Here is a 26,326-nt window from a genome sequence, read left to right on the forward strand (position 1 = left end):
CGTCGAGCCGTTTCAGTCGTCGTCGGTCTGAGTGGTGTCCGGGGGCTCCAGGTAGCTGCCCTCCAGGAACTCCTCCCAGCTCAGGTCGTAGGCGGTGAAGCCGTCACCGTAGGGCAACTCCACGCCCGTGCCGGTCACGATCACCGGGTCGCCGACGCGGGTGAAGTTGAAGATCCACTCCGAGTCGGCGGGGGAGGCGTTCACGCAGCCGTGCGAGACGTTCCGCACGCCCTGATCGCCCACCGACCACGGCGCCGAGTGGATGAACTGCCCACTCCAGGTCAACCGCTGCGCCCACTGGATGTCGGTGATGTAGCAGTCCTCACCGTCCTCCTCGCCGTTGCAGCCGGGTTCGTTCGTGGTGTCGAACACCGTCTCGGCGAGCTTCTCCATCACGATCATCGTGCCGGAGTAGGAGGGACTGCTGTCCTTGCCCAGGCTGATCGGCATGGTCTTGACGACCTCGCCGTTCTCCATGGCCACCATCTGCTTGGTCTCGTTGCTGACCTCCACCGACCGCGCGGTGCCGCTGATGTGTACCGTCTGCGTGATGTCGGCCTCGCCGTACACCCCGCCGCCCAACGGCATCCCGCCGATGGCGGCGCGCACCTCGATCACCGTGCCGGGCTGCCAGTACTCCTGAGGCCGGTATTCGAGGTGGTTGCCGCTGAACCAGTGCCACGCGCCCGGCTGCGGCGGGTCGCTCTTCACGAACAGCCGCCGTTCGACGTTGGCGCGTTCCTCCTCGGGAACCGAGAACTCACGCGGGAAGTCGAGCATGATCGGCGTCGCCTGGCCGTACTCGTATTCCGAACCGTTCCAGATCGAGGCGAACATCTGGTTCCCCGGACTCGCCATGGTCGTGAACGTCGTCTCGGTGGTCACCGGGATCTCGTCGGCGTCCACGGCGGTCACCGCGGCGGTGTAGGTGGTCTCGTACTCCAGGGGTGACGAGGGAACCCAACTCGTGCCGTCCGGACGCAGCTCACCCTCCACGGGTTCGCCACCCTCCGGTTGCAGAACCACCTCGGTGACCTCGCCGGCCTCGACCTCCACACCGATCTCGGTGCTGACCGGGGCCTCCTCGGTCCCGGTCTCGGGCGAGACCGTGAGCTGCGCGGCCGACTCGGGCGGGGGCTCCTCGCCCTTACCGTCCACGAGCTTGGCGTCGGCGCCGCACGCGGCCAGCCCACCGGCGACGAGCACTCCCGCGCCGAACGCCATCAAGGCACGACGAAACTTCCGGCTTCCCATGGGTAGCAACGGTACACACCACGGACACCCCAAACCGCCCCGCTGTACCCGTGCAGGCGGGGGACATGTCCGAAGTCACCGCATTTACACCGGTATATCCGCCGTCTCGGCGGGCGGGCCGACCGGTTCGGTGGAGGGGGCCTCGGCCGAACCGGCGTGACGGTAATCGCATCGACAGATGCACGTGGTTCGTGTGGTCGCTCGACGGGTCTCCACCGCCGCCGTTGTACGCGATCCACCCCTGCGCCGGGTCCCAGTACTGGTTGTACCAGATGACGTACATGACCCCCAGCGCACTGGCGTTCTCCACGAACCACGCCGCGAGGTTGTCGCCGTACTCCTTGTCCGCGCCCACCGCCACGCCGCCGAACCCCTGAGACGGCTGCACCGAGAAGTCACACGCCCGCCCCAACGGGTGTTCGCCGAACGTCCCGCCCCGGTAACAGGAGACGAAACGCTGGAAACCACTGATCTGCGCCTGCTGCAGCGCGTGCAGTGTGCGCGGGGTCAGGCAACCCGATGCCGGGGTCGGGTCGTCGACCGAGCAGCTCTCATAGGGCAGGGACCCGTCGGTGTTGCGAGGTGCCGGATCCGCGGCACGGAAGTCACCGGGGGAGGGACCGGTGGTGGCGTTACCGCCGTTGGCGGCGATGGCCGACGCGGCGGCGTCCCGGGCGTCACGCAGATCGTCCAACGCCTTCTCGGCCGCGGCGATCTCGTCCTCCAGGCTCTGCTTCTCGGCCTCCAGGTCCTCCTTCGACTCCCTGAGCTCACGCAGCTTGATGCCGCTCTGGTCACCGAGATAACTCACCGTCGTCAGACCGTCGATCGCCACGTCCGGCGAACCGGTCGACAGGATCGCCGTCGCGGACGACAGCGACCGCGTGGTGTACAGGACCTCCGCGAAGTCGTTGACCTCGGCGGTCAACGTCTCGATCTCGGCCTCGCTCTCGGTGATCGTCTCCTTGATCTCCTCCTGGCGGGTCTCCGACGCCGCCAGGGCCTCCTCGGCAGCCAGGTACTCCTCGATGGCCGCCGACAGGTCACCGCCCAGGTCCGACTCACCCTCCGCGGGATCGGCGACCGCCGGAGACGACAACAGCAGCACGATCGAGGCGACGGCCGCGATCAGGAAACGAACCGGGAGACGGGACGGGACGGCCGCCGACGGCACGGGGGAGACGGCGGGGCACCGCGTGCCCACGCGACGACGCCGATCGATACGACCGGCACCGTGATGCCTGTCAGGGGTCACGTACACGTCCTTCTTCGTCGACCGCTTACCGGGTTAGCTGTCGGGTTCGGGCCGAAGCCGCCCTACCGCGCGGCGGACGGGAGGCCGCGCCGCGTACGGATTCACCCCTGCCCCGCCTCGGGCGGAGCGGTGGTTCCCCGGCTCGCCCGTCACCGGGCGACTCAGCGGTGGCCGCCCCCGCCACACGGTGTGGGGCGCTGGTGGTGACGACCAGCGCCAGACTAGATCCCGCCGGCGGACCCGATCGACGCGGGTCCGCCACCGCCTTACTCGTTCAACGCCGCGACCACCTCCTTGACCCCGGCGTCGTCGTCGATGGACGTGAATATCTCAAGGGCCGCCTCCAGGGACGACACCGCGGCGGTCTCGTCACCACACGCCCGGTGCAGTGAACCGAACCGCTGCCGCACGTGAGCCTCACGGTGCCGGTCCTGGGAGTCGACCGCCAGCCGCAACGCCTGCTCCAACTCGCTGCGCGCCCCGGTCAGGTTGTCCAGTGACAGGAAGGTCCCCGCCAACGCCCACCGGGCGTAACCCTCGCCGAACGGGTCGCCGATCCCCTGCAACTGCTCGGCGGCGTCCCTGAACAGCGACGCGGCCTCGGCGTTGTCCCCGGTGAACCTGGCGACCGCACCGAGACCACACACCGCCAACGCCGCCTCGCGGTCGTTGCCCAACGCCCGGGCCAGCACCCTCGCGACGTCGAAACACTCGTGAGCGCCCGGGAAGTCGTCGGTGTAGATGTGCCACTGCCCCAGGCCGCGGAGCATCGTCGCCTCACCCTCGGTGTCGCCGCACTTGCGGGCCGCGACCAACGCGATCCGCGCGCAGCGCCGCCAGTCGTCCAGGCGGATCTTGAAGTCCAGATACGGCACCAGGGCCGCCGACAACCGCCACGCCGACGACGCCAGACCGGCCGTCGCGGCCTGACGGACCAGCGCCATGATGTCCTCGCAGTTGTCGGCCAGCCACGTCAACGGATCCGGTGGTGCCGGAACCCTGGGCGAGGCCAGACCGGTCGTCGTCATCGCGAACGGGCTCGCAGGCAGCTTCGCCACCGCCGCCTCCACGACCGCCTGCCGCTCGGTGCAGGTCCGCCGCAGTTCGGCCGTGCGCACGTCGGTGTGCCTCGCCCGCGCGGTGGGCGCTCCCAGCAGCCGCCGGTGCACCTGCTGCGACTCCTCGCTGGGCTCGATGCCCAGTTCGTCCGCCAGCGTGGCGCGCAGCCTGCCGTAGGTGTCGATGGCCTCGGCGCGCTGACCGGCACTCGACTGCGCGGTCATGAGTTGACGCCACAGACTCTCCCGCAGCGGATGCTCGGCGATGAGGCCGCGGAGTTCGCCGATGGCGTCGGCGTGCTGTCCGTTATGGACGTAGAGAACGGCGCGTTCCTCAAGCGCGTCGAGCCGGGTGTCAATGAGCTTCTGGATATATGGAATCCACGGCGGCGGACCCTTGATATCCGCCAGAGGTTCACCACGCCAGAGTTTCAGGGCGCGGTCGTACACGGCGATCGCCTCGGCGACGTGTCCCTGGCTCGCGTCGTGCCGGGCTTGCGCGAGCAGATCGGTGAACACCTGGACGTCGAGTTCGCCGGGCTTGACGTGCAGGACGTATCCGCTGCGCAACCGGTTGAGCCGGCCGTGCAGGGCGCGCCGCAGCACGGTGACGTAGGAATACAGGTTGGCGCTGGCGGACTTGGGAGGCTGAGCACCCCAGACGACGTCCATGAACCTGTCGAGCGGCAGTTGTTCGCCCGGGGTCAAGAGGAATGTCGCCAACATCCGTCGTGGTTTCAAACCGCCGAGCGGTGCGTCGTGGCCGTTGACTCGTGCGGTGAGTGCTCCTAAAAGGCCGAATTCGAACTCAGGCATTGTGGGTTCCTCTTCCGGTGTCAATCGGGATGCCGGTGTTGTAGAGCATTTATATACACCCGCGGACAGGTCCTTGGGAACCCCTGAAAACCAGAAACGTCACGGAATCGTCCATGGACGCCGACCCGAGCCCATTGACAACGTTCTATCCGGTTGTGGATCGGTGACGCCCCCGGCGGGTGAAACCGGCGGATGCCGGTTCCCGCCCGGCCCGGCGCGATATCGTCGCCGGGTGCTTGGTTTCCCACGTCCCGCGCAGGTCAGCCCGACATCACTGGCCGACCTGGCCGCGTCACTGTCGGTGTCCGTCGAATCCGATGTCCGGGTGACCGGCGTCTCGCTGGCGTCCGCCCGGGTCCTCCCCGGCGACCTCTACGCCGCGCTGCCGGGCAGCCGCAGCCACGGCGCGCAGTACCTGCCCGAGGCCGTCTCACGCGGCGCCGTCGCCGTCCTGACCGACGAGGTGGGAGCCAAGACCGCCGCCGAGCACGGCCTGCCGTGCCTGGTGGTCCACTCGCCGCGCGCCGCCGTCGGCCCCGTGGCCGCGCAGGTCTACGGAGACCCCACCGCCCACCTGCGGATCATCGGCATCACCGGCACCAACGGCAAGACCTCCACGGCGTACCTGGTGGAGTCCGGGCTGCGCGCCGCCGGACGACGCACCGGGCTGATCGGCACCGTCGAGACCCGCGTCGGGGACGAGACCATAGTCTCCGAACGCACCACACCCGAGGCCCCCGAACTCCAGGCGCTGTTCGCCTACGCGCGGGAACAGGGCGTCACCGACATCGTTATGGAGGTGTCCAGTCACGCGCTGGCCCTGCACCGGGCCGACGGCATCCGGTTCGACGCGGGCGGCTTCACCATGTTCGGGCTGGACCACCTCGACTTCCACCCCGACGTCGAGGACTACTTCGCCGCCAAGGCCATGCTCTTCGACGGCCGCAGCGACACCGAGATCATCAACCTCGACGAACCCGCCACCGAACGACTCATCGGACCCGACACCGTCACCTACTCCGTGGGCGAGTCCACCGCCGACTGGTGGGCCTCCGACATCACCGGCGAGGGCTTCGACCAGTCCTTCACCGTCCACTCCCCCCACGGCGGCACCCACGCCGGATCGGTGCGACTGCCCGGCCGCCACAACGTCGCCAACGCGTTGCTGGCCTACGCCGCCCTCGACGCCGTCGGCGTCGACGCCGCCACCGCCGTCGCCGGTGTCGCCGCCTGCCCCGGCATCCCGGGCCGGATGGAACTGGTGTCGGGCGACGGACCGGTCCGCGGCGTCGTCGACTACGCCCACAAACCCGACGCGATCACCGCGGTCCTCCAGGCGTTGCGACCCATCACACCCGGCAGGATCATCGCCGTACTGGGGGCCGGCGGCGACCGCGACACCGGTAAACGGCCCATCATGGGCGCGGCGGCGGCCAACCTGGCGGACCTGGTCATCGTCACCGACGACAACCCGCGCAGCGAGGACCCCGCCGCCATCCGGGCCGGCGTGCTGGCGGGCGTACGCGACACCCCGTACCTGGACGTGGCGGGCCGCGCCGAAGCGGTGGACGAGGCGGTCGGCCTCGCCCGGCCGGGCGATACGATCGCGCTGCTCGGCAAAGGCCACGAATCGGGCCAGGAGTTGGCCGACCGTACGGTGCCCTTCGACGACAGGCGGATCCTGGCCGAGGCGTTGCGGGCCGCGGCCGGGGCCTGAACCGCACCGACCGCCGAAAGCCGAGCGCCCGTCGAGCGCACCGGACCGTGAGGAGCCATCAGTGATAGTCATGACCCTGGCCGAGATCGCCGAGGCGGTCGGCGGGCGACTGACCGGGCCGGCGGACCCCGGCACACGCGTCACCGGGCCGGTCGAACACGACTCCCGCAAGGCCGCACCCGGCGGCCTGTTCGTGGCGTTCACCGGCGAGAACGCCGACGGGCACGACTACGCGCCGCAGGCGTTCGAGGCCGGAGCCGTCGCCGTGCTCGGTTCACGTGAGGTCGACGGTCCCGCCGTCGTCGTGCCCGACGTGCTCACCGCGCTGGGACGCCTCGCCCGTGAGGTCGTCGACCGCAGCCCCGACCTCACCGTCGTCGGCGTCACGGGATCCTCGGGCAAGACGTCCACCAAGGACATGCTCGCCCAACTGTGTGAACGCCTCGGACCGACCGTCGCCCCCGAGGGCAACCTCAACAACGAGCTCGGCCTGCCGTACACCGTCTGCCGGGTGGACGCCGACACCCGCTACCTCGTGCTGGAGATGGGCGCCCGCGGCATCGGGCACATCGCGTACCTGTGCGACATCGCGCCGGTCGACGTCGCCGTGGTCCTCAACGTCGGCACCGCGCACATCGGCGAGTTCGGATCCGCCGACGCCATCGCCGTCGCCAAGTCGGAACTGGCCGCGGCCGTACCCGCCGGCGGCACCGTCGTCCTCAACGGCGACGACGCCCGGGTCGCGGCGATGGCCTCGGTCAGTCGCGGCGACGTCGTCACGTACTCCACCTCCGACCCGGACGCGCCCGTCCACGCGAGCGACCCGGAGTCGCAGGAGGGCCGGTTCTCGTTCACCCTCCACACCCCGAGCGGCGACGCCCCGGTCCGGCTCGCCGTCCACGGTGCCCACCAGATGTCCAACGCCCTGGCCGTCGCCGCCGTCGGCGACCGGCTCGGCATGGCACCGGGCGACATCGCCGCCGCCCTGGGCGAGGTCCGCGCCCGCTCCGGCCGCCGCATGGACGTCTTCACCAGGGAGTCCGACGGCATCACCGTCATCGACGACAGCTACAACGCCAACCCGGCCTCCATGGCGGCGGCACTGGCGGGCCTGACCGAGGTCGGCCGCGGCCGGCGCAAGGTCGCGGTCCTCGGCTACATGGCCGAACTCGGCGACTCCGAGACCGCCGCCCACGAGGAGGTCGGCAGGCTGGCCGCCGAGGCGGGTGCCGAACTCGTCATCGTCGTGGAGGCCGTCGCGGAGCGCATCGCCGCAGGTGCCGCGGCATGCGGCGTCGCCACCGAGGTCGCCGCCGACCAGGACGAGGCCATCGCCCTCCTCGACGAACTGTCACGTCCGGGTGACACGGTGCTCATCAAGGCGTCTCGATACCGCACCTGGCGGGTCGCCGACTATCTTCGTAGCACCCATACCCTGACGAAGGAGGCCCACGCATGAGGGCGGTCATCGTCGCCGCATTCGTGGCATTCACGATCTCCCTGTTCTTCACCCCCTTGGCGGTCAAGGGCTTCCGCAGGTTGAAAGCCGGTCAGCCGATCCGCACCGACGGACCGCAGACCCACCTCACCAAGCAGGGCACCCCCACCATGGGCGGTGTCGTGTTCATCCTGGCGACGGTGCTGGCCTATCTGGCCGGACACGCCGTCCTCATCGCACTCCCCGAGGGCTACAACCGGCCACAGGGCTTCACCGCGACCGGCATCGTCCTGATCGGCCTGTTCGTGTGCATGGGGCTCGTCGGCTTCATCGACGACTTCCTCAAGATCCGCCGCAAGAACTCCGGGGGCCTGAACAAACGGGCCAAACTGTTCGGACAGATCATCGTGGCGGCCGGATTCGGCTACATGGCCCTCAACTACGAGGGCTCGGTCGGGATGACCGTCGCCAGCGACCACCTGTCGTTCGTCCGCGACATCGACTGGGCGCAACTGTCCAAGGTGGGCGCGGTCATCATGTTCGTCTTCGTCGTCATCGCCACCTCCAACGGCGTCAACCTCACCGACGGCCTCGACGGCCTGGCCACCGGCGCGTCCATCATGGCGCTGGCCGCCTACATCATGATCGCTTTCTGGCAGTACCGGCACTGGTGCTACAGCCCCAACCCGCCGTCCGACCTGTACTGCTACGAGATCCGGGACCCGTTGGAGATCGCACTCATCGCCGGGGCCGCCGCCGGAGCGTGCTTCGGCTTCCTGTGGTGGAACACCTCCCCGGCGCAGATCTTCATGGGCGACACCGGCGCGCTCGGCCTCGGCGGCCTCATCGGCGGCCTCGCCCTCTCCACCAAGACGATCATGCTCCTGCCGATCATCGGCGCGTTGTTCGTCATCATCACGTTCTCGGTCATCATCCAGGTAATCTCGTACAAGACCACCAAACGCCGAGTCTTCCGGATGGCGCCCTTGCAGCACCACTTCGAACTCGCGGGCTGGAGCGAGGTCAACATCGTCGTCCGTTTCTGGATCGTCGCGGGCATCGGTGTCGCCATCGGCATCGGCCTGTTCTACGCCGACTTCCTCCAGGTGGCCGGATAGTGACCCGATACCTGGTGGCGGGCGCCCGGGTCGCGGGCGCGGCGGCGGCGCGGGCACTGGCCGCGCGCGGCCACGACGTGGTCGTCTACGACCGCGACCCGTCCGACACCCTCACCGGGCTCGCCGACCTCGTCGAGGCCGTCCACACCGGCGACACCCTCCCCGAAGCGGTGATCGCGCAGGCCGACGAGGTCGTCGTCTCACCCGGATTCGCCCCCCACCACTGGCTGCCCACCACCGCGGCGGCCCTCGGGAAACCCGTCTACAGCGAACCCGAACTGGCGTGGCGGCTCCGGCCCGCCGACGCCGCGCCCTGGCTGGCCGTCACCGGCACCAACGGCAAGACCACCACCGTCACCATGCTGGCCGCCGTTCTGAAGGCGGCCGGCGTCCACACCGACGCGCTCGGCAACATCGGCACCCCGCTCGTGGACGCCGTCACCGCCGACTACGACGCCCTCGTCGTGGAACTGTCGAGCCAACAACTGGAGTGGGCCGACCGGCTCGCCCCCGAATACGGCGTACTGCTCAACCTCGACGCCGACCACCTCAGTTACCACGGCGGCATGGCCGAGTACGTCAGGGCCAAGACCCGCATCTGGCGCGGCGGCGTCGCCGTCGGCAACCTGGACGACCCGGTGGTCGCGGGCCTGCTGGCCGCCGCACCCGGCGAACACGTCGGATTCACCCTCGGCCCCCCGCCCCGCGGCGGCTTCGGCGTCATCGACGAGACCCTCGTCGACCACACCGGTGACGAACCGGTCCCGCTGGTACCGGCCAAGGCGATCCGCCCGGCCGGCCGGCACCACGTCGCCAACGCGCTGGCCGCCGCCGCGGTCGCCCGCAGGTTCGGCGTACCGGTGGAGGCGGTGGCCGCCGGGCTCGCCGCCTACCAGCCGCAACCCCACCGCAACGTGCTCGTCGGGACCGTCGCCGGAGTCCGCTACATCGACGACAGCAAGGGGACCAACCCGCACGCCACCGCCGCCGCCGTGGACTCGTACCGGCGCATCATCTGGATCGCCGGCGGTCAGCTCAAGGGCGTCGACGTCGACCCGCTGGTCGCCCGGGCCGCCGACCGGCTGCGCGGCGCCGTGCTGCTGGGCACCGACCGCGCGGTCATCGCCGCCTCCCTGGCGCGACACGCGCCCGGCGTCCCGGTCATCCGGGTCGACCGCGACGATCATGAAGCCATGACCGAGGTGGTTGCCGCCGCGGCCGGACTGGCCGAACCCGGCGACGTCGTGCTGTTGTCACCGGCCGCCGCGTCCTACGACATGTTCACCGGATACGAGGACCGGGGGCGGCGATTCGCCGACGCCGTCGCGGCCCTGGCGGCGGCACAATCGCGATGACCACGCTGACCCGACGGCCGCGGACCGGGTTCGCCACGCTGCGGGGCCTGCTGGACCGCCCGCTGGCCTCCTACTTCCTGCTGCTGGCCTCGGCGGGTCTGCTACTGCTCATCGGGCTGGTCATGGTCTTCTCCGCGACCATGGTCAAGGCGTACGAAGAGGACGGCAACGCCTTCTCCGACATCATGCGGCAGAGCCTGTGGGCGCTGATCGGGCTGGTGACGTTCTGGTTGGCGCAGCGGATGCCGGTGCGGTTGTACCGGCGCGCGGGCCGGCCCCTCATGATCGTCGCCGGATTCTTCCTGGTCGTCGTCGCGATCATGCCGGCCGGTGACGAGTCCGGCGGCCTGGGAACCGACAGCGGCCACTGGATCACCATCGGCCAGTTCCAGTTCCAGCCGTCCGAGATCATGAAGTTCGCGTTCCTGCTCTACGTGTCGGCGGTCCTGACCCGTGCGGGCCCCAAGATCGGGCTGTGGCGGGAACTGGCCGTCCCGCTGTTCCCGGTCGCGGCCGTGGTGTTCCTACTGGTCGGCTACACCGACCTGGGCACCATGCTGTGCCTGGTGGCGATGTTCTTCGGGCTGCTGTGGACCGCCGGAGTCCGGCTGCGGGTCTTCGGCGCGATGGCGGGGATGGCGTTGGCCGGTGTGCTGGTGCTGATCCTGGTCGCCAGTTACCGGCTCGAACGGCTGGTGTCGTTCTCCAACCCCGAGCAGTACGCCGACGGTTGGGGATACCAGGCCGTGCAGGGCTACTACGCGATCGCCACCGGCGGCTGGTTCGGCGTCGGGCTGGGGGAGAGCCGCCAGAAGTGGGAATGGCTCCCCAACGGACACAACGACTTCATCTTCGCGTTGATCGCCGAGGAACTGGGCGTGGTCGGCTGTGTCGTGATCCTGGTGCTGTTCATGGTGCTGTCCTACTCCGGATTCCGCATCGCCAACCGGGTGGACGACCCGTTCCGGAGGCTGGCGGCGGCCGGACTCACCACCTGGATCTCGGTACAGGCCATGATCAACATCGGAGGCGTGGTGGGCCTGATCCCCATCACCGGGCTCCCGCTACCGTTGATCTCCGACGGCGGCACCGCACTGGTCGTCGTCCTCGGCGCCATCGGCATGCTCGCCTCGTTCGCGCGTGCCGAACCCGACGCCGCCAGGGCGCTGCGTGCCCGCAACCCGGGACGCTGGACACGACTGCTGTGGGCGCCCGTACCACCCCGTCCCCGCACCACCGGGCGATCCGGGAAGACCCGAGCGACAAGGAGTGACGAGACTTGAGTCAGCTGCGATCGGTAGTGCTCGCCGGCGGCGGCACGGGTGGCCACATCTACCCGCTGCTGGCGTTCGCCGACTGCCTGAGGCGACACGATCCCGGCATCCGGATCACCTGCCTGGGAACCGACAAGGGCCTGGAGAACGACCTCATCCCGCCGGCCGGATACGACCTGCGGATCGTCCCGGCCCACCAGCTACCCCGCAAGGTCAACCTGGACCTGGTCAAGACCGGGCCGCGCATGATGCGCGCCACCAAGGTCACCAAGGCGATCTGCGACGAGGTCGAGGCCGACATCGTGATCGGCTTCGGCGGATACGTCGCGGTGCCCGCCTACCTGGCGGCGTGGCGGCGCAAGACCCCCATGATCATCTTCGAGTTCAACGACCCGCCGGGCGTCGCCAACCGGCTCGGAATGCGCTTCGACCACCAGCTCGCCCTGGGCTTCCCACACCTGCCGCAGACCGTTCCCGCGCTCAAGCACGGCACCGTCACCGGCGTCCCGCTGCGCACCTCGATCTCCCGCCTCGACCGCGCCGCACTCCGCGCCCAGGCCAGAGCCCACTTCGGACTCGACCCCCACCGGCCGACCCTGCTGGTGTTCAGCGGCTCCCAGGGTGCCAACTCCATCAACCAGGCCGTCGCCGGCGCCGGCAAGGCCATCACCGCCGCCGGCGGCCAGGTCCTGCACGTCATCGGCGCCCGCCGCGACGAACCCGTGGAGATCCCCGCCGACCTCAGCGGCCCCTACGTGACCCTGCCGTTCCTGCGCGAGATGGAACTCGGCTACGCCGCCGCCGACATGGTGCTGTGCCGCGGCGGCGCCATGACCTGCGCCGAGGTCGCCGCCGTCGGCCTGCCCGCGGTGTACGTCCCGCTGCCGTGGGGCAACCGCGAGCAGTACAAGATGGCCGGACCCGTCGTCGCCGCGGGCGGTGGACTCTTCTGCGACGACGCCGACATCTCCCCGCAATGGCTGGAACGCGAACTCGTCCCGTTGCTCACCGACCCCCACCGGCTCCAGCACATGGGTGCGTCGGCGGCGGCGTTCGGGCGGCGCGACGGTGACGAGGCACTACGGGAACTGACACTGAGGACGGTGGCCGGGGCATGACACTGACATCGCCCATCGACGAGGGAGTGACCGCCGAAGACCTCGGCCACGTCCTGTTCGTCGGCGTCGGGGGAGTGGGCATGAGCGGGCTCGCCCGGCTGTACGCCACGCGCGGCCTCCGCGTCTCCGGAAGCGAACTGCACGACTGGCCGTCACTGGTGGAACTGGCGAAACTGGGCGTCACCGTCCACCGGGAGCACCTCCCCGCCAACCTGGACGGCGTCGACACGCTCGTGCGGTCGACGGCGACCCCCGAGGACCACGTCGAGCTGGTCGAGGCGCGCCGCCGCGGCATCCGCGTCTACCACCGCTCCGAGGCGTTGGCCGCCGCGATGACCGGCAAGAACTCGATCGTCGTCGCCGGCACCCACGGCAAGACCACGACCACCGCGATGATCACCGAACTGCTCACCGATCGCGGACTCGCGCCGTCCTTCGTCAACGGCGGAGAGTCACCCGACGGCCGCAGCGGCCAGCACGGGCACGGTGACCACTTCGTCATCGAGGCCGACGAGAGCGACCGCTCGTTCCTGCGTTACCGGCCCGACGTCGCCGTACTCACCAACATCGACGCCGACCATCTCAACAACTACGAGTCCATGGACGGCCTCAAGGACGGCTTCGCCGAGTTCCTGATGGGCGTCACGCCCGACGGGCTCGTCATCGTGTGCGCCGACGACCCGGCCGCCGCCGAGGTCGGCGCTCGCCTGGCGGGCGAGGGACGCCGCGTCCTCACCTACGGCACGGTTCCCGGAGCCGACCTGCGGATCAGCGCGCCGGCCTCGTCCAACGACGGCGTCACGTACCGCGCCGAGTTCGAGGGCCGCGACCTGGGGGAGTTCCGGCTTCCCGTCCCCGGCGCCCACCTCGGTCTCAACAGTGCCGCCGCCGTCCTCGTCGGCCTACACCTGGGCCTCGACCCCGACGACGTCCGCAAGGGACTGTCCGGCTTCGCCGGGGTCCGGCGGCGCTTTGAACTGACCGGCACGGTCGCGGGGGTGAGGGTCTACGACGAGTACGCCTACCACCCGACCGCGATGAACGCGGCCCTGACCACCCTCAAGGGACTGACCGGCGAGACCGGGCGGCTGGTCGTGGTGTTCCAGCCCTACCGGGTCTACCGCACCCGCGACTTCCGGACCGAGATCGCCCGGGCTCTGTCGATCGCCGACCTCGCGGTCGTCATGGAGGTGTTCGGCCCCGGTGAGGAACTGCCGCCTGGCGACGGCGGCGAGGCACTGTGGCTCGCGGTACCCCTGCCCGCCGACCACAAGTGGTTCGTCTCCGACTGGGCGCAGGTCGCGCCACTGGTCGCCGACATCACCCGGCCGGGTGACGTCGTGGTCACCATGGGGGCACCACCGATCGCGCTCATGCCGGCCGAGATCCGGGCCGCACTGGCGGAGTGACGCATGGCCCGGCCCGGAACCAGGAAGTCCAGGACGAGGAGCCCCCGGACGTGGCGGCTCCTCACCGCGCGGGTGCGCGGCGGCCGACGCTGGCTGGTGTTCACCGTGCTGGGCGTGGTGGTGCTGGCCGGATTCGTCACCTGGCTCGGTTACGGCTCCCCGGCGTTCGGGGTGGAACGCGTCGAGGTGCGCGGGGCGACCTTCACCGACCCCGACAAGGTCCGGGAGGCCGCGGCGGTCCCGCGCGGCACCTCGCTGCTGGCCGTCGACGCCGACGGGATCGCCGCGAGGGTCGCCGAACTCGCCGAGGTCGCCCGGGTCGAGGTCGGTAGGGACTGGCCGCACACCGTCGTCGTGGAGATCACCGAACGGACACCCCGGTTGGCGGTGCCGACCGGGGACGGTTACGCCCTGGTGGACGCCGCAGGGGTCGTGTTCCGGACCGTCGAGGATGCCCCCTCGGGCACCGTGGTGGCCACATTGGATGATCCAGGCCGTGCCGACCCCGCCACGGTGGCGGTCCTGACCGTACTGTCGGCGCTCACTCCGGAGCTGGAATCGCTGCTGGTCAAGGTGTCGGCCCCCGCCGCCACCAGGATCACCCTGCTGCTCGAGGACGAGCGCACGGTATTTTGGGGTGACGCCTCCGATTCGGACCGCAAGGCTCAGGTGGCCACCGCGCTGCTGTCCCGGCCGGAACGACATTTCGACGTCAGCGCACCAGACGTTCCCACGGTGAGCTAAGTTGAGTTGCGTGTACCTGAGAATGCGGGACGGTTGATCATCCAGATCGGCGACACGCCGGAACACATCCGTGGCCGGGCCGGGCACAGGTCATACGTTGCGGACAACAATATATTTATAGATCGCGCAGGGTCGGCTAGGTCGCGATCGGACATGAGGACACCAGACCCCTCCTGCCGTCGGGCCAGCAGAGGAAGGACAGGGGAGATATGACACCACCGCACAACTACCTGGCAGTCATCAAGGTCGTTGGTGTCGGCGGCGGCGGTGTCAACGCCGTCAACCGAATGATCGAGGCCGGACTCAAGGGCGTGGAGTTCATCGCGATCAACACCGACGCGCAGGCCCTGTTGATGAGCGACGCCGACGTCAAACTGGACGTCGGCCGTGAACTCACCCGTGGTCTGGGCGCCGGCGCCAACCCCGAGGTCGGCGCCAAGGCCGCCGAGGACCACCGCGACGAGATCGAGGAGGTTCTCAAGGGCGCCGACATGGTCTTCGTCACCTGTGGAGAGGGCGGCGGCACCGGCACCGGCGGGGCGCCCGTGATCGCCAACATCGCCCGCAAGCTCGGCGCGTTGACGATCGGTGTGGTGACCCGGCCGTTCACCTTCGAGGGGAAGCGCCGCCAGACCCAGGCGGTGGAGGGCATCGAGGAGCTGCGCAACGAGTGCGACACCCTCATCGTCATCCCCAACGACAGGCTGCTCCAGACCGGTGACCGGGGTATCACCATGATGGACGCCTTCCGGCTCGCCGACCAGGTGTTGTTGTCCGGTGTCCAGGGCATCACAGACCTCATCACCACACCCGGCCTGATCAACCTCGACTTCGCCGACGTCAAGAGCGTCATGAGCGGTGCCGGTTCGGCGCTGATGGGCATCGGCAGTGCCCGTGGGGAGAACCGCGCGGTCGAGGCCGCGAAGGCCGCCATCGCCTCGCCCCTGCTGGAACAGAGCATGGAGGGTGCCCGTGGCGTCCTGCTGTCGATCGCCGGCGGCTCCGACCTGGGCCTCTTCGAGATCAACGACGCCGCCGAACTCGTCAGCGACTGCGCCCACGCCGACGCCAACATCATCTTCGGCGCGGTCATCGACGACGCGCTCGGCGACGAGGCCCGCGTGACCGTCATCGCCGCCGGATTCGACGCCGAGGACAGCTCCTTCGAGATCCCCGAGCCGATCCGGCTGTCCGCGCCGGAACCACCGGCCGATCCGAGCCCGGTGGGGGGCGAGCCGACGCCGATGTCCCGGCCCGGCGCCAACCCGCCGCCGCCCCGCAAGGTGCTGTTCGACGACGTCGACGTCCCGGACTTCCTCAAGAACGGATCCTGATCCGCGAGTGATGACGCCGACCGACCAGCCGAGACGCCGTGACGAGATCGCGGCGTCGTTGCGGCTGGCCCGTGAGGAGATCGCCGCCGCCTGCGCCGCGGCCGGGCGGGTCCCCTCGGACGTCACGCTCGTCGCGGTCACCAAGAACTTCCCGGCCGAGGACGCCGCCCACCTGGCGGCCCTGGGCGTTTCCGACCTCGGTGAGAACCGGGACCAGGAGGCGTCGGAGAAGGCCCGGGAGCTCGCCGACCTCGGTGTGCCGGTGAGATGGCACTTCGTGGGCCGGTTGCAGCGCAACAAGGCGCGGTCGGTAGCGGAGTACGCGCACCTCGTGCAGTCGGTCGACCGGGCGGCGTTGGTGTCCGCGCTCGACGACGCCTGCCGTCGCCGCGACCGCCGCCTGGACGTGCTCGTGCAGATCAGTCTCGACGGCGATCCCTCCCGGGGCGGCGTCGTACCGGCCGAACGCGACGCCCTGGTGGAGTCGGTGCTCGCCGCCGAGAACCTGTCACTGCGCGGCGTCATGGCGGTGGCCCCCGTCGAGTGGCAACCCATCAAGGCATTTGAGAGTCTTGCCGACCACGCCGACCAGGTGAGACGCCTCGCACCACAAGCGACGGAGATGTCGGCGGGCATGACGGGGGACTTCGCGGAGGCGATCTCCTGTGGTGCCACAATGATCCGTTTGGGCAGCAAATTGCTCGGAGCCCGTCGGAATGTCGGGTACCCTGTGCGCTAGATCGAAGAAGAACATCGCTGTAGTTTTGGGCGACACCAGGCCGGGAGGGAGCAGAGTCGATGGGCGCGATGCGCAAGGCGGGCGTCTGGCTCGGCTTGATCGAAGACGAAGAGGACCGTCAATACGACGACTTTGACGACTCCGACGAGTTCGACGATCGTGCCGAGCGCAGTAGTCAATCACGAGTGCGCCGACTGGAGCGCACCGACCGTTCCGGTGGTGATCGCGCCACCGTGCGTCAGCTTTCCCGTCAGCCTGCCTCGGTCACGCCGTTGACCCGGGACAGTCTGGCTCTGGCGCCCGAGCCGGCCACCAGGGAGCGGCCGATGCTGGTCAGCGACAGTCCCGAGTACCGGATCACCACGGTGCACCCCACGACCTACAACGAGGCGCGGACGGTCGGTGAGGCGTACCGCGACGGCACCCCGGTCATCATGAATCTGTCCGAACTGGACGAGTCCGACGCCAAGCGGCTGGTCGACTTCGCGGCTGGTCTGGTGTTCGGGACGCGTGGTAGTTTCGATCGGGTCACCAATAGGGTGTTCCTCCTGTCACCTGCGCACATCCAGGTGACCGCCGAGGACAAGGCGAAGATCGCCGAAGGCGGGTTCTTCAACCAGAGTTAGTGAGGTAGCGGGTAGCCGTGACGGCGTTGTGGCAGATTGTCTACCTGGCCCTGTACGTTTTCTACCTGTTGATGCTGGCTCGGCTGGTGGCGGGCATGGTGATGCGGTTCGCCCGCCGCTGGCACCCCGGTCGTGCCGCCTCCATCACGTTGGAGGTCGTCTTTTCGGCCACAGATCCCCCCCTGAAAGGCTTGCGTCGCCTCATGCCTCCACTACGGCTTGGTAACGTGGCGCTGGACCTCGCCTTCGTGGTGCTGTTGATATTTGTCATAGTGCTCAAGACCTATGTGGTGGCGCCTTTGATGTACCTTCCCTAGGTCTGTGGAGACCATCCACGGCAGGCGATACGAAAGCGGTCACTCCCGGCCGCGGACCGAAGTGTAGGAGTTTTCGATGCCGCTGACCCCGGCCGACATTCACAGCATCTCGTTCAAGAAGGCCCCGATCGGCAACCGTGGCTACAACGAGGATGAAGTCGACAACTTTCTCGATGAGGTGGAGCGAGAGCTGGAGCGTCTCATCGAATTCAACAACAAGCTACGTGCGCAGAACGAGCAACTGCTGTCAGGCGCCCCCGCAGGAGTGGGCGAGCACGCCGAGCTGCTCGGAGAGCTCGAACGTCTCCAGCGTGAGAAGAACGTCGCGGAGCAGGCCGCCATGGCGGCCGAGGCCGAACTCGAGGAGTTCCGCCGCAACGGCGCCGGCGCGCAGGGCGGATCCGAAGGTGGCGAGCAGCAGGCGCTGCGGCTCCTGATGGTCGCGCAGCGGACCGCCGACGAGGCGCTGGACAGCGCCCGCAGCGAGGCCGACACGGTACTGACCGAGGCGCGCACCCAGGCCGAGGAGATGGTGAGCCAGGCGCGCGCGCAGGCCGACACCCTGGAGCGTGAGGCCAAGAAGCAGCACCAGGAGGTCATGGGCAAGCTGGAGGCGAAGCGCTCCGCGCTGCACAAGCACATCGAGGAGCTCAAGACCTTCGAGCGTCAGTACCGCACCCGCCTGAAGGCATACCTGGAGAGCCAGTTGCGCGACCTCACCGGTCGCGGCGAGGGAGTCATCGAGGGCGACGCCGAGGTCCACCCGGAGATCCGCGGCGGTGCCGGAAACCCCATGCTGGCGGGGGCACCGGCCGACGTGATGCGCTGATAGGGCGCAGTAACCCAATCGCCGCTGGGACGTTGTGTTAGGTGTAAGGTTCCGCGTGATCTCGCGTGAGCGCCGTCACGAGGGTGCCGTAGGGTGTGTGTCTCCGCCGAGGCGCCGCACCGCCAACATCGTCTATGTGGGGGTTGATGCACATCATGATCGTCGGTAGTTTACTGCTCTTGGTTGCCGGAGCCGGATTCCTGATCGTCGGGCTCGCCAACGGCAATGACTCATTCCTGATCGGGACGATCGTGGCCAGCCTGGTCGCGGCGGTCTGCTTGTACGTGGGTTCCCGCAACAAGCCTGACAGGTCTGCGAGCGGTCGACACGATCGTGAGGAATTCTCCCCGGACGAGACCAACGAACGGTTGCGTACGGGTGGACGACGCCGGAACCGTTACGACACCGGCGAGTTCCCGGCCGTCGACGGCCGTGGTGAGGGCTCGAAGACGTCTCGTGACGAGTTCATCGACATCGACGTCGACACGAGCCTGGTCCCGGCCGACGAACCGGCCGAGGTGCCGATGTCGAGTGTGGAGGCCGCCGCGCTGATGCGGATGGACGCCGAGGTGATGGTCGTCGACGGTCGCCCGCGTTTCCACCTCGGCGGCTGTGTCCACCTGATCGGGCGCGACGCCGAGCCCCTCCCGGCCTACGAGGCCGTCGAACTCGGGTTCAGCGCCTGCTCGCTGTGCCGCCCCGCGCAGTCACTGCTGCGGGAACCGACCCACCGGTTAGCGCGGCCCGAAGCTGCTGTCGGCGGACATGTCCCCCCGGATGTGTCCGCCGAGCAGCCACCGCGCCACACACGCCGCCGGTCCGGATCGGTACCGGACTCCGACGACCGCCCGGACGCTTTCTGATCCGCGCGTCCCGACATCCCCACCACCGACTCCCGCCGGGGTGCCATCCGCCGCGCGTCCCCTGTCGCGTCCTGGATGTTCCGCCGTCTCGGGCTCCCGTGTCGCCTTGCCGAGGGGGCCTCCAACCTCCGCCCCATACTTCGAGCCTAGACCGGTTTGCCTGAATGGCACCTTAAGTCACCTTAAGCCGGCTTAAGGCGGTTCAAGGTCCGGCTTCGCATTCGGCCGGTCGCATCCGGGAGCGGAGGTCACCAACCGCGCGGGACCGGTCTGCGGGCCGCCGCGGTACCCGTGTCCCTGGTCCGGTACACGATGTACGGCCTGAACAGGTAGCCGACCGGAGCGCTGAAGGCGTGGACCAGCCGGGTGAACGGGAACAGAGCGAACAACGCCAGACCGGTCAGGACGTGCACCTTGAACGAGGTCGCCGCCGCCGACATCGCCTCGACGTCCGGTCGCAGGACCCAGATACTTCGGAACCACACCGACACGGTCTGACGGTAGTCGGTCTGCGGCCGGCCGGTCAGTTCACCGATGCCCGACAGCAGCGTGGTGGCCAGACCCGCCAGGATGGCCGTGACCAGCACCAGGTACATGAGCTTGTCGTTGCGGGTGGTCGCCGAGAACACCGGTCCCACGGTGCGTCGCCGCCATATGAGCAGCGAGATCCCGGCGAGCGTGCACACGCCGGCCACCAACCCGAGTCCGAGGGCGACGACGTGATACGCGGTGTCGGACAGCCCGGCCGCCCGGGTCCAGCTCTCCGGGATGAGCAGCCCGATCACGTGACCGACGATCACCACCAGGATCCCGAAGTGGAACACCGGGCTCGCGATGCGCAGCAGCCTCGACTCGTACAACTGCGAGGACCGTGTCGTCCAGCCGAACCGGTCGTAGCGGTACCGCCAGACCGTCCCCCCTATGAAGACGGCCAGGACCACGTACGGCAACACGCCCCACAGCAGCCAGGACCCCTCACTCACCGCGCACCCCCTCGCGCCGTGGTCGGCATCCCCAACGGCACGGCGCCCCCGTAACCCGACAGCCCGACCGATTCGCGAGCGGGACCCTCCCCGGCCAGCCGACGCACCCGCTCCGCCAGTGTCGCGTCCCCGGCCGGCAGGGTGCCCCGGACCGCGTCGACGACGACCAGGTACCGGGATCCGGCCTCCCGCAACGCCTCTCGCAGCAGCTCCAGCCCGGGACGCAACTCCACCAGCAACCGCACACCCCGGTCCGGGTCCCGCGCGGCGAACTCGCAGAGCACCGCCAGGTGATCGGGCAACTCGTCCACGGGCGGAACCCAACCCGCCTCCCGGATCACTCCCTTGACCGCCGCCAGTGCCCCACCCCTGCGGCGGGTGTCGCCGTCGGAGTAGTAGGTCAGGTGCAGGCTGCGTCGCCGCCGCAGGTCGAAGGTCTCCACGTACTCGGCGGCCGCCGCCGACGGGTCGGCCGCCGCCAGCTCCTCGGTGAACCGGATCAGATCGGTCCGGACCCGGCTGCGCGGCTGTTCGGCCAGCGCCGCCGCGACCAACGGCAACCGGTCGCGGGCGGCCCGGTCCGGATAGGCGAGCAGCATCCCGGCGGCGTGCCGGATCACCCCGGCGTCGGCGCTCACGACCGCTCCTTCGGCGAATCGTCGCCCCGGTCGGGGAACAGGCCCCGAGGGCGGCCGTTGCCGTCCCAGTTCAGCAGGTTGACCCTCCCCGAGAGGTCGCCGCGCCGGTCGCTGCTCTGCCGCACCCGCAGGGCGTGGAAGTTCTCCACCGTGGCCGGTGTCGTGCGCCCCGACGCCTCGCCGAGGCCCGCGGAGTGGTTCACCGGCGACATGCCGGGACCGCCGTCGTAGTCGAGACTGCAGCCGATCTCCTCGATGACACCCCGGTCGGCGTCGTCGACGCCGTACGCGGTGGGGATGACGTAACGCTCGTCGTACTTGGCGATCGCCAGCAGCCGGTACATCCGCTGGATCTCCTCCGCGTCGAAGCCCACCGACTCGGCGATCCCGGGATCGGGCGGTTCGCCCAGGTTGACCGCCCGCATGTGTGAACGCATCGCGGCCAGCCGGCGCAGCGCCGCCGTGACCGGCTCCGGGTCGCCCGCGGTGAACAGTTCGGCCAGGTACTCCACCGGGATGCGGAGTGTGTCGATCGCCCCGAACAGGTTGCCCACGTCCTCCCCGTCGTGCCCGGTCTCGCCGAGGGCGTCCACCACGGGCGACAACGGCGGTATGTACCAGACCATCGGCATGGTCCGGTACTCCGGATGCAGCGGCAACGCGACCCGGAACCGGCTTATCAGCTGATGCACCGGTGACCGGACCGCCGCCTCGATCCAGTGCGGCGGGATGCCGTCACGGGCCGCCGCCCGTCTCACCTCCGGGTCCGCCGGATCCAGCAGCACGTCCAGCTGCGACTCGTACAGGTCGCGCGGGTCGGGCACCGCGGCGGCGGCACCGACCCGGTCGACGTCGTAGAGGACGACGCCCAGGTACCGCAGTCGCCCGACGCAGGTCTCCGAGCACACGGTCGGCATGCCCACCTCGACGCGGGGATAGCACAACGTGCACTTCTCGGCCTTGCCGGTCTTGTGGTTGAAGTACACCTTCTTGTACGGGCACCCGGTCACGCACATCCGCCAGCCCCGGCAGCGGTCCTGGTCGACCAGCACGATGCCGTCCTCCGCGCGCTTGTACATCGCGCCGCTGGGGCAGCTCGCCACGCACGACGGGTTCAGGCAGTGTTCGCAGATGCGGGGCAGGTAGAACATGAACGTCCGCTCGAAGTCGAGCTTGATCCGGTCGCCGAGCCGCTGCACCACCGGGTCGGACGCGGTCAGGTCCGGGCCGCCGCCGAGGTCGTCGTCCCAGTTGGCGCTCCACGTGATCGACGTCGGCCGTCCCGTGATGAGCGACCTGGGCTCGGCCACCGGCATGTCGTCGCCCAGTGGTGCCGTCATCAGGTTCTCGTAGTCGTACGTCCACGGCTCGTAGTAGTCCTGAAGCGACGGCAGCCGCGGGTTGGCGAAGATGGTGGCGAGTTTCCGCAACCGCCCGCCGGAGCGCAGCCGCAGCCGCCCGCCCCGGGTGCGCCGCCAACCGCCCTGCCAGGTCTCCTGGTCCTCGTAGCGTCGCGGGTAGCCCTGCCCGGGGCGCGTCTCGACGTTGTTGAACCAGACGTACTCGACGCCGGTGCGGTTGGTCCACGCCTGTTTGCAGGTGACCGAGCAGGTGTGGCATCCGATGCACTTGTCGAGGTTCATCACCATGGCGACCTGGGCCATCACCCGCCCGACGGGGCGTCGCTGCTCTGCCATCTCAGTACCTCACTCCGGTGCGGCGCTTGCGGACCACGGTGACCTCGTCGCGCTGGTTGCCGGTCGGCCCGATGTAGTTGAACGCGTAGGACTGTTGCGCGTAGCCGCCGATCAGGTGGGTCGGTTTCACGAGCAGGCGGGTCAGCGAGTTGTGGATGCCGCCGCGCCTGCCGGTGGTGTCGGTCTTCGGCACGTCGATGACCCGCTCCTGGGCGTGGTACATGTACACCGTCCCGGTGGGCATCCGGTGCGACACGACCAGCCGGGCGGCGACCACGCCGTTGCGGTTGACGGCCTCCACCCAGTCGTTGTCCACCGCGCCGATGATCCGCGCGTCCTGTGGACTCATCCACAGTGTCGGGCCGCCCCGGGACAGGGTCAGCATCATCAGGTTGTCCTGGTACTCGGAGTGGATCGACCACTTGGAGTGCGGGGTGAGGTACCGCACCGTCACCGACCTCTCCCCGGTGGGGCCGAGTTCGGGCTCACCGAACAGCGCCGTGATGTTCAGCGGCGGCCGGTACACCGGCAGCGACTCGCCGAACAGTCTCATCCAGTCGTGGTCCAGGTAGAAGTGCTGGCGGCCGGTCAGCGTGTGCCACGGCTTGTCGTGTTCCACGTTGATCGTGAACGGCGAGTACCGCCGCTGCGGCGACTCCTTCCCGGACCACTCCGGGCTCGGACCGACCGGTGTGGGCCGGGCCTGGGTGTCGGAGAACACGACCCGCCGCTCGGCGGCGGCTCCGATGAGCTCGGAGAAGTCGGTTCCCGTCCGTTCGGCGAGCCGCCGGAACCCCTGCGCGGCGAGTCTGCCGTTGCTGGTGCCCGACAGGGCGAGGATGACCTCGCACGCCTTGACGTCGGTGTCGATGAGGGGACGACCCCGGGCGACACCGGTCTCGGCGGTCCCGTTGCGCGCGGCGAGCCAGCGGATCTCCTCGTCGGGTGTGAACTTCACGCCCTTCACGGGCAGGCCCGCCTCCTCGGTCAACGGTCCCAGGGCGGTCAGCTTCGCCGCGATCTCGCGGTAGTCCCGTTCCACCACCACCAACGCGGGCATCGTCCTGCCGGGCACGGGCGTGTCGCCGGTGGCCCGCCAGTCCGGGGCGGTCCCGCCCGGTTGGGCGAGTTCACCGGGTGTGTCGTGCTGGGCGGGGACGGCCACGATGTCGGTGACGGTGCCGAGGTGGTCGACGGCGAGTCGGCTGAACACCTCCGCGAGCCCCTTGAACGCCTCGAAGTCGGTGCGGGCCTGCCACGGCGGGTCGATGGCCGGGTTGAACGCGTGGACGAACGGGTGCATGTCGGTGGTGGAGAGGTCGTGCTTCTCGTACCAGGTGGCCGCGGGCAACACGATGTCCGACAACAGAGTCGTGCTGGTCATCCGGAAGTCGATCGACAGCAGCAGATCGAGCTTCCCGGTCGGCGCCTCGTCCCGCCACCGGACCGTCTTGGGGCGGTGCGCCGGGCCGGCCTCCGCCCCCTGCACGGCGTGATCGGTGCCCAACAGGTGCTTCAGGAAGTACTCGTCGCCCTTGGCGGAGGAACCCAGCAGATTCGCGCGCCACACCGTCAGGACCCGGGGCCAGTTGTGCGGGTCGTCGGGGTCGTCGGTGGCGAACCGGAGCCGTCCGTCCCGCAGTTCGGTCGCGACGTGCTCCTCGACGCCGCGTCCGGCGTGGCGGGCCTCGGCGGCCAGTTCCAGCGGATTACGGTCGAACGTGGGATACGACGGCATCCAGCCCATCCGGGCCGACGCCGCCACCAGGTCGGCGGTATGGCGACCGGACATGGCGTCGGGGTGGACCGGTGACGCCAGCGCCGAAGCGTCGTAGGTGTCGTACCGCCACTGGTCGGTGTGCAGGTACCAGTACGAGGTGCCCGCCATGAACCTGGGCGGCCGGCTCCAGTCCATTCCGGACGCGTACGCCGCCCATCCCGCCTGGGTGCGGCACTTCTCCTGCCCCACGTAGTGGGCCCAGCCGCCGCCGTTGACGCCCTGGCACCCGGTCAACAGCAGCAGGGTCAGGAACGCGCGGTACATCGTGTCGCCGTGGAACCAGTGGTTGGTGCCGGCCCCCAGCACGATCATGGCGCGGCCACCGGAGGCCGCGGCGGTGTCGGCGAACTCGCGGGCGATCCGGGTGGCCCGGCGGGCGGGGACGCCGGTGTGGGCCTCCTGCCACGCGGGCGTGTACGGCTGCTCCGCGTCGTCGTAGCCGCGCGGCCACACGCCGGGCAGTCCCGGTCGCGCCACCCCGTACTGCGCGAGCAGCAGGTCGAACACGGTGGTGACCAGTTCCCCGCCCACCCGGGCCGCCGGTACACCCCGCGACAGGACGCCGCCGTCGACGTCGAACCGGGGAAGCGTCACCTCCACCGATTCCGCGTCCACACCGGCCATGCTGAGGCGGGGCGTGATGTCGCCGAGCCGCAGGTTCCACCGGCCGGCGCCGGAGTCGGACCACCTGTCACCGATGGTGCCCAGTGGCGCCACCGGTCGGCCGGTGGCGTCGTCCATGACCGTCGGCCGCCACACGTCCTCCGGGGCGGCCTCACCGGTCGACACGTCGGCGGCGGTGAGGAACTTCCCCGGGACTAGCGTGTCGCCGTGTTCGGTGAGCCGCACCAGGAACGGCAGGTCGGTGTACCGGCGGACGTAGTCGGCGAACGCGGGGCGGACCCGTTCGACGAAGTTCTCCTTGAGGATCACGTGCCCCATCGCCATGGCCAGCGCGCCGTCGGTGCCGGGGTGCGGCGCGAGCCAGTCGTCGGCGAACTTGGTGGCGTCGCTGTAGTCCGGTGACACCACGACGACCTTCTGTCCCCGGTAACGCGCCTCGGTCATCCAGTGGGCGTCGGGGGTGCGGGTGACCGGGACGTTGGAGCCCCACAGGACGAGGTACGCCGCGTCCCACCAGTCACCCGACTCGGGGACGTCGGTCTGGTCGCCGAACACCTGCGGCGACGCCATCGGCAGGTCGGCGTACCAGTCGTAGAACGACAGCATGGAGCCGCCGATGAGGTTGACGAACCGGGCACCGACGCCGTGTGACACCTGGGACATGGCGGGGATCGGGGAGAAGCCGGCGATCCGGTCGGGGCCGTGGCGGCGGATGGTGTGGACGTGGGCGGCGGCGGCCATCTCCAGGGCCTCGTCCCATTCGACGCGGACCAGTCCGCCCTTGCCGCGCGCCGACTGGTACCGCCGCCGTTGCTCGGGGTCCTCGGTGACCCTGGCCCACGCCGTGACGGGGTCGCCGGTGCGCCGCTTGGCCTCCCGGTACATGTCCACGAGCACGCCGCGCGCGTACGGGTACCGGATCCGGTTGGGGGAGTACGTGTACCAGGAGAAGGCGGCCCCGCGTGGGCAGCCACGGGGTTCGTATTCGGGACGGTCGGGTCCCACCGAGGGGTAGTCGGTGGCCTGTGTCTCCCAGGTGATGACGCCGTCCTTGACGTACACCTGCCACGAGCAGGAGCCCGTGCAGTTGACGCCGTGCGTGGAACGGACCACCTTGTCGTGGCTCCACCGGTCGCGGTAGAACACGTCGCCCTGCCGGCCCCCGTGCTTGACGACCGCGCGGGCGTCGGGTGTCGCCTCGGCCCTGGTCAGATGGACGGCGGTACGCAACAGCGCGCGCGTCGCCTCGCCCCCCATGGGTTCGGACGTCACCGGTGCCCTCCGTCTCCGCCGACGGGGGTACGCCCACCGCACGGCCGCCGGCGACCCGTCCGCCGCCG

21 protein-coding genes and 1 riboswitch are annotated in these 26,326 nt (G+C 69.6%); of the genes, 14 read left to right on the forward strand and 7 right to left on the reverse strand.

From position 1 onward, the window contains the following. Positions 1 to 12 precede the first annotated feature (12 nt). The 3 genes from LX16_RS04800 to LX16_RS04810 all read right to left on the reverse strand — a co-directional run bounded on the left by LX16_RS04800 (position 13) and on the right by LX16_RS04810 (position 4,383). The gene (locus LX16_RS04800; RefSeq protein ID WP_147137030.1) at positions 13 to 1,224 is read right to left on the reverse strand and encodes a L,D-transpeptidase; all 1,212 of its coding nucleotides are present in this window, start codon (positions 1,222 to 1,224) and stop codon (positions 13 to 15) included. After that, positions 1,148 to 2,458 (reverse strand): coiled-coil domain-containing protein, encoded by a 1,311-nt coding sequence (locus tag LX16_RS04805; protein WP_147133686.1) that lies wholly within the window; start codon positions 2,456 to 2,458, stop codon positions 1,148 to 1,150. The genes LX16_RS04800 and LX16_RS04805 overlap by 77 nt, the downstream gene beginning before the upstream one ends. Before the next feature lie 58 nt (positions 2,459 to 2,516). Next, positions 2,517 to 2,686, reverse strand: a riboswitch (cyclic di-AMP (ydaO/yuaA leader). 89 nt (positions 2,687 to 2,775) lie between these two features. Beyond that, positions 2,776 to 4,383, reverse strand: a complete 1,608-nt coding sequence (locus tag LX16_RS04810) for an AfsR/SARP family transcriptional regulator (RefSeq protein ID WP_147133688.1) — start codon at positions 4,381 to 4,383, stop codon at positions 2,776 to 2,778. Between the two features lie 232 nt (positions 4,384 to 4,615). On the opposite strand from LX16_RS04810, the gene LX16_RS04815 reads away from it, so the two are divergent. The 14 genes from LX16_RS04815 (at position 4,616) to LX16_RS04880 (ending at position 19,264) form a co-directional block, all read left to right on the forward strand. Next, the gene (locus tag LX16_RS04815) at positions 4,616 to 6,100 is read left to right on the forward strand and encodes a UDP-N-acetylmuramoyl-L-alanyl-D-glutamate--2,6-diaminopimelate ligase (protein ID WP_244615677.1); all 1,485 of its coding nucleotides are present in this window, start codon (positions 4,616 to 4,618) and stop codon (positions 6,098 to 6,100) included. A gap of 61 nt (positions 6,101 to 6,161) precedes the next feature. Further along, positions 6,162 to 7,559, forward strand: a complete 1,398-nt coding sequence (locus LX16_RS04820) for a UDP-N-acetylmuramoyl-tripeptide--D-alanyl-D-alanine ligase (RefSeq protein WP_147133693.1) — start codon at positions 6,162 to 6,164, stop codon at positions 7,557 to 7,559. After that, on the forward strand, positions 7,556 to 8,656 hold the full coding sequence (gene mraY / locus LX16_RS04825; RefSeq protein WP_147133696.1) for a phospho-N-acetylmuramoyl-pentapeptide-transferase: 1,101 nt from the start codon (positions 7,556 to 7,558) through the stop codon (positions 8,654 to 8,656). Before LX16_RS04820 ends, mraY begins: the two co-directional genes overlap by 4 nt. After that, positions 8,656 to 10,011 carry a UDP-N-acetylmuramoyl-L-alanine--D-glutamate ligase gene (gene murD, locus LX16_RS04830; RefSeq protein WP_147133699.1) on the forward strand — a complete coding sequence of 452 codons (1,356 nt, stop codon included), beginning with the start codon at positions 8,656 to 8,658 and terminating at the stop codon, positions 10,009 to 10,011. The genes mraY and murD overlap by 1 nt, the downstream gene beginning before the upstream one ends. Continuing rightward, entirely contained in the window at positions 10,008 to 11,294 is a 1,287-nt protein-coding gene (gene ftsW, locus LX16_RS04835; RefSeq protein WP_147133702.1) for a putative lipid II flippase FtsW, read from the forward strand. The genes murD and ftsW overlap by 4 nt, the downstream gene beginning before the upstream one ends. After that, complete coding sequence (locus LX16_RS04840; RefSeq protein ID WP_147133705.1) at positions 11,291 to 12,403, forward strand: UDP-N-acetylglucosamine--N-acetylmuramyl-(pentapeptide) pyrophosphoryl-undecaprenol N-acetylglucosamine transferase; 1,113 nt, start codon at positions 11,291 to 11,293, stop codon at positions 12,401 to 12,403. Before ftsW ends, LX16_RS04840 begins: the two co-directional genes overlap by 4 nt. Next, complete coding sequence (murC, locus tag LX16_RS04845) at positions 12,400 to 13,812, forward strand: UDP-N-acetylmuramate--L-alanine ligase (RefSeq protein ID WP_147133708.1); 1,413 nt, start codon at positions 12,400 to 12,402, stop codon at positions 13,810 to 13,812. Before LX16_RS04840 ends, murC begins: the two co-directional genes overlap by 4 nt. A gap of 3 nt (positions 13,813 to 13,815) precedes the next feature. Then, complete coding sequence (locus LX16_RS04850; protein ID WP_147133710.1) at positions 13,816 to 14,556, forward strand: cell division protein FtsQ/DivIB; 741 nt, start codon at positions 13,816 to 13,818, stop codon at positions 14,554 to 14,556. 209 nt (positions 14,557 to 14,765) lie between these two features. Then, positions 14,766 to 15,890 (forward strand): cell division protein FtsZ, encoded by a 1,125-nt coding sequence (ftsZ, locus tag LX16_RS04855; RefSeq protein ID WP_147133713.1) that lies wholly within the window; start codon positions 14,766 to 14,768, stop codon positions 15,888 to 15,890. 10 nt (positions 15,891 to 15,900) lie between these two features. Continuing rightward, positions 15,901 to 16,629, forward strand: coding sequence for a YggS family pyridoxal phosphate-dependent enzyme (locus LX16_RS04860; RefSeq protein ID WP_147133716.1), 729 nt, complete (start codon positions 15,901 to 15,903; stop codon positions 16,627 to 16,629). 59 nt (positions 16,630 to 16,688) lie between these two features. Continuing rightward, entirely contained in the window at positions 16,689 to 17,255 is a 567-nt protein-coding gene (locus LX16_RS27865; protein ID WP_147133719.1) for a cell division protein SepF, read from the forward strand. A 17-nt stretch (positions 17,256 to 17,272) separates the two neighbouring features. After that, entirely contained in the window at positions 17,273 to 17,572 is a 300-nt protein-coding gene (locus LX16_RS04870; protein ID WP_244615678.1) for a YggT family protein, read from the forward strand. Positions 17,573 to 17,648: 76 nt separating this feature from the next. After that, entirely contained in the window at positions 17,649 to 18,401 is a 753-nt protein-coding gene (locus LX16_RS04875) for a DivIVA domain-containing protein (protein WP_147133722.1), read from the forward strand. A 146-nt stretch (positions 18,402 to 18,547) separates the two neighbouring features. Further along, a complete protein-coding gene (locus tag LX16_RS04880) occupies positions 18,548 to 19,264 on the forward strand; it encodes a hypothetical protein (protein WP_147133725.1) in 717 nt (238 codons plus the stop codon). Positions 19,265 to 19,512: 248 nt separating this feature from the next. On the opposite strand, the gene narI is transcribed toward LX16_RS04880, so the two are convergent. From narI to LX16_RS04900, 4 genes are read right to left on the reverse strand one after another with little or no spacing between them, the layout of a single operon-like run. After that, a complete protein-coding gene (gene narI, locus LX16_RS04885) occupies positions 19,513 to 20,247 on the reverse strand; it encodes a respiratory nitrate reductase subunit gamma (protein ID WP_147133728.1) in 735 nt (244 codons plus the stop codon). Then, entirely contained in the window at positions 20,244 to 20,885 is a 642-nt protein-coding gene (narJ, locus tag LX16_RS04890) for a nitrate reductase molybdenum cofactor assembly chaperone (RefSeq protein WP_211354286.1), read from the reverse strand. Before narJ ends, narI begins: the two co-directional genes overlap by 4 nt. Next, positions 20,882 to 22,582 (reverse strand): nitrate reductase subunit beta, encoded by a 1,701-nt coding sequence (gene narH / locus LX16_RS04895; protein WP_147133731.1) that lies wholly within the window; start codon positions 22,580 to 22,582, stop codon positions 20,882 to 20,884. The genes narJ and narH overlap by 4 nt, the downstream gene beginning before the upstream one ends. A gap of 1 nt (position 22,583) precedes the next feature. Then, positions 22,584 to 26,243 carry a nitrate reductase subunit alpha gene (locus LX16_RS04900; RefSeq protein ID WP_147137038.1) on the reverse strand — a complete coding sequence of 1,220 codons (3,660 nt, stop codon included), beginning with the start codon at positions 26,241 to 26,243 and terminating at the stop codon, positions 22,584 to 22,586. Positions 26,244 to 26,326: the final 83 nt, after the last annotated feature.

Source organism: Stackebrandtia albiflava (assembly GCF_007994225.1).
GTDB lineage: Bacteria > Actinomycetota > Actinomycetes > Mycobacteriales > Micromonosporaceae > Stackebrandtia > Stackebrandtia albiflava.

What these genes read in the sequence shown, in the direction of transcription:
- LX16_RS04800 (WP_147137030.1), bottom strand. Translation starts at nt 1,224, where the DNA reads ATGGCGTTCGGCGCGGGAGTGCTCGTCGCCGGTGGGCTGGCCGCGTGC.
- LX16_RS04810 (WP_147133688.1), bottom strand. Translation starts at nt 4,383, where the DNA reads ATGCCTGAGTTCGAATTCGGCCTTTTAGGAGCACTCACCGCACGAGTC.
- mraY (WP_147133696.1), top strand. Translation starts at nt 7,556, where the DNA reads ATGAGGGCGGTCATCGTCGCCGCATTCGTGGCATTCACGATCTCCCTG.
- ftsW (WP_147133702.1), top strand. Translation starts at nt 10,008, where the DNA reads ATGACCACGCTGACCCGACGGCCGCGGACCGGGTTCGCCACGCTGCGG.
- murC (WP_147133708.1), top strand. Translation starts at nt 12,400, where the DNA reads ATGACACTGACATCGCCCATCGACGAGGGAGTGACCGCCGAAGACCTC.
- LX16_RS04850 (WP_147133710.1), top strand. Translation starts at nt 13,816, where the DNA reads ATGGCCCGGCCCGGAACCAGGAAGTCCAGGACGAGGAGCCCCCGGACG.
- ftsZ (WP_147133713.1), top strand. Translation starts at nt 14,766, where the DNA reads ATGACACCACCGCACAACTACCTGGCAGTCATCAAGGTCGTTGGTGTC.
- LX16_RS04860 (WP_147133716.1), top strand. Translation starts at nt 15,901, where the DNA reads ATGACGCCGACCGACCAGCCGAGACGCCGTGACGAGATCGCGGCGTCG.
- LX16_RS27865 (WP_147133719.1), top strand. Translation starts at nt 16,689, where the DNA reads ATGGGCGCGATGCGCAAGGCGGGCGTCTGGCTCGGCTTGATCGAAGAC.
- LX16_RS04875 (WP_147133722.1), top strand. Translation starts at nt 17,649, where the DNA reads ATGCCGCTGACCCCGGCCGACATTCACAGCATCTCGTTCAAGAAGGCC.
- LX16_RS04880 (WP_147133725.1), top strand. Translation starts at nt 18,548, where the DNA reads ATGCACATCATGATCGTCGGTAGTTTACTGCTCTTGGTTGCCGGAGCC.
- narH (WP_147133731.1), bottom strand. Translation starts at nt 22,582, where the DNA reads ATGGCAGAGCAGCGACGCCCCGTCGGGCGGGTGATGGCCCAGGTCGCC.
- LX16_RS04900 (WP_147137038.1), bottom strand. Translation starts at nt 26,243, where the DNA reads ATGGGGGGCGAGGCGACGCGCGCGCTGTTGCGTACCGCCGTCCATCTG.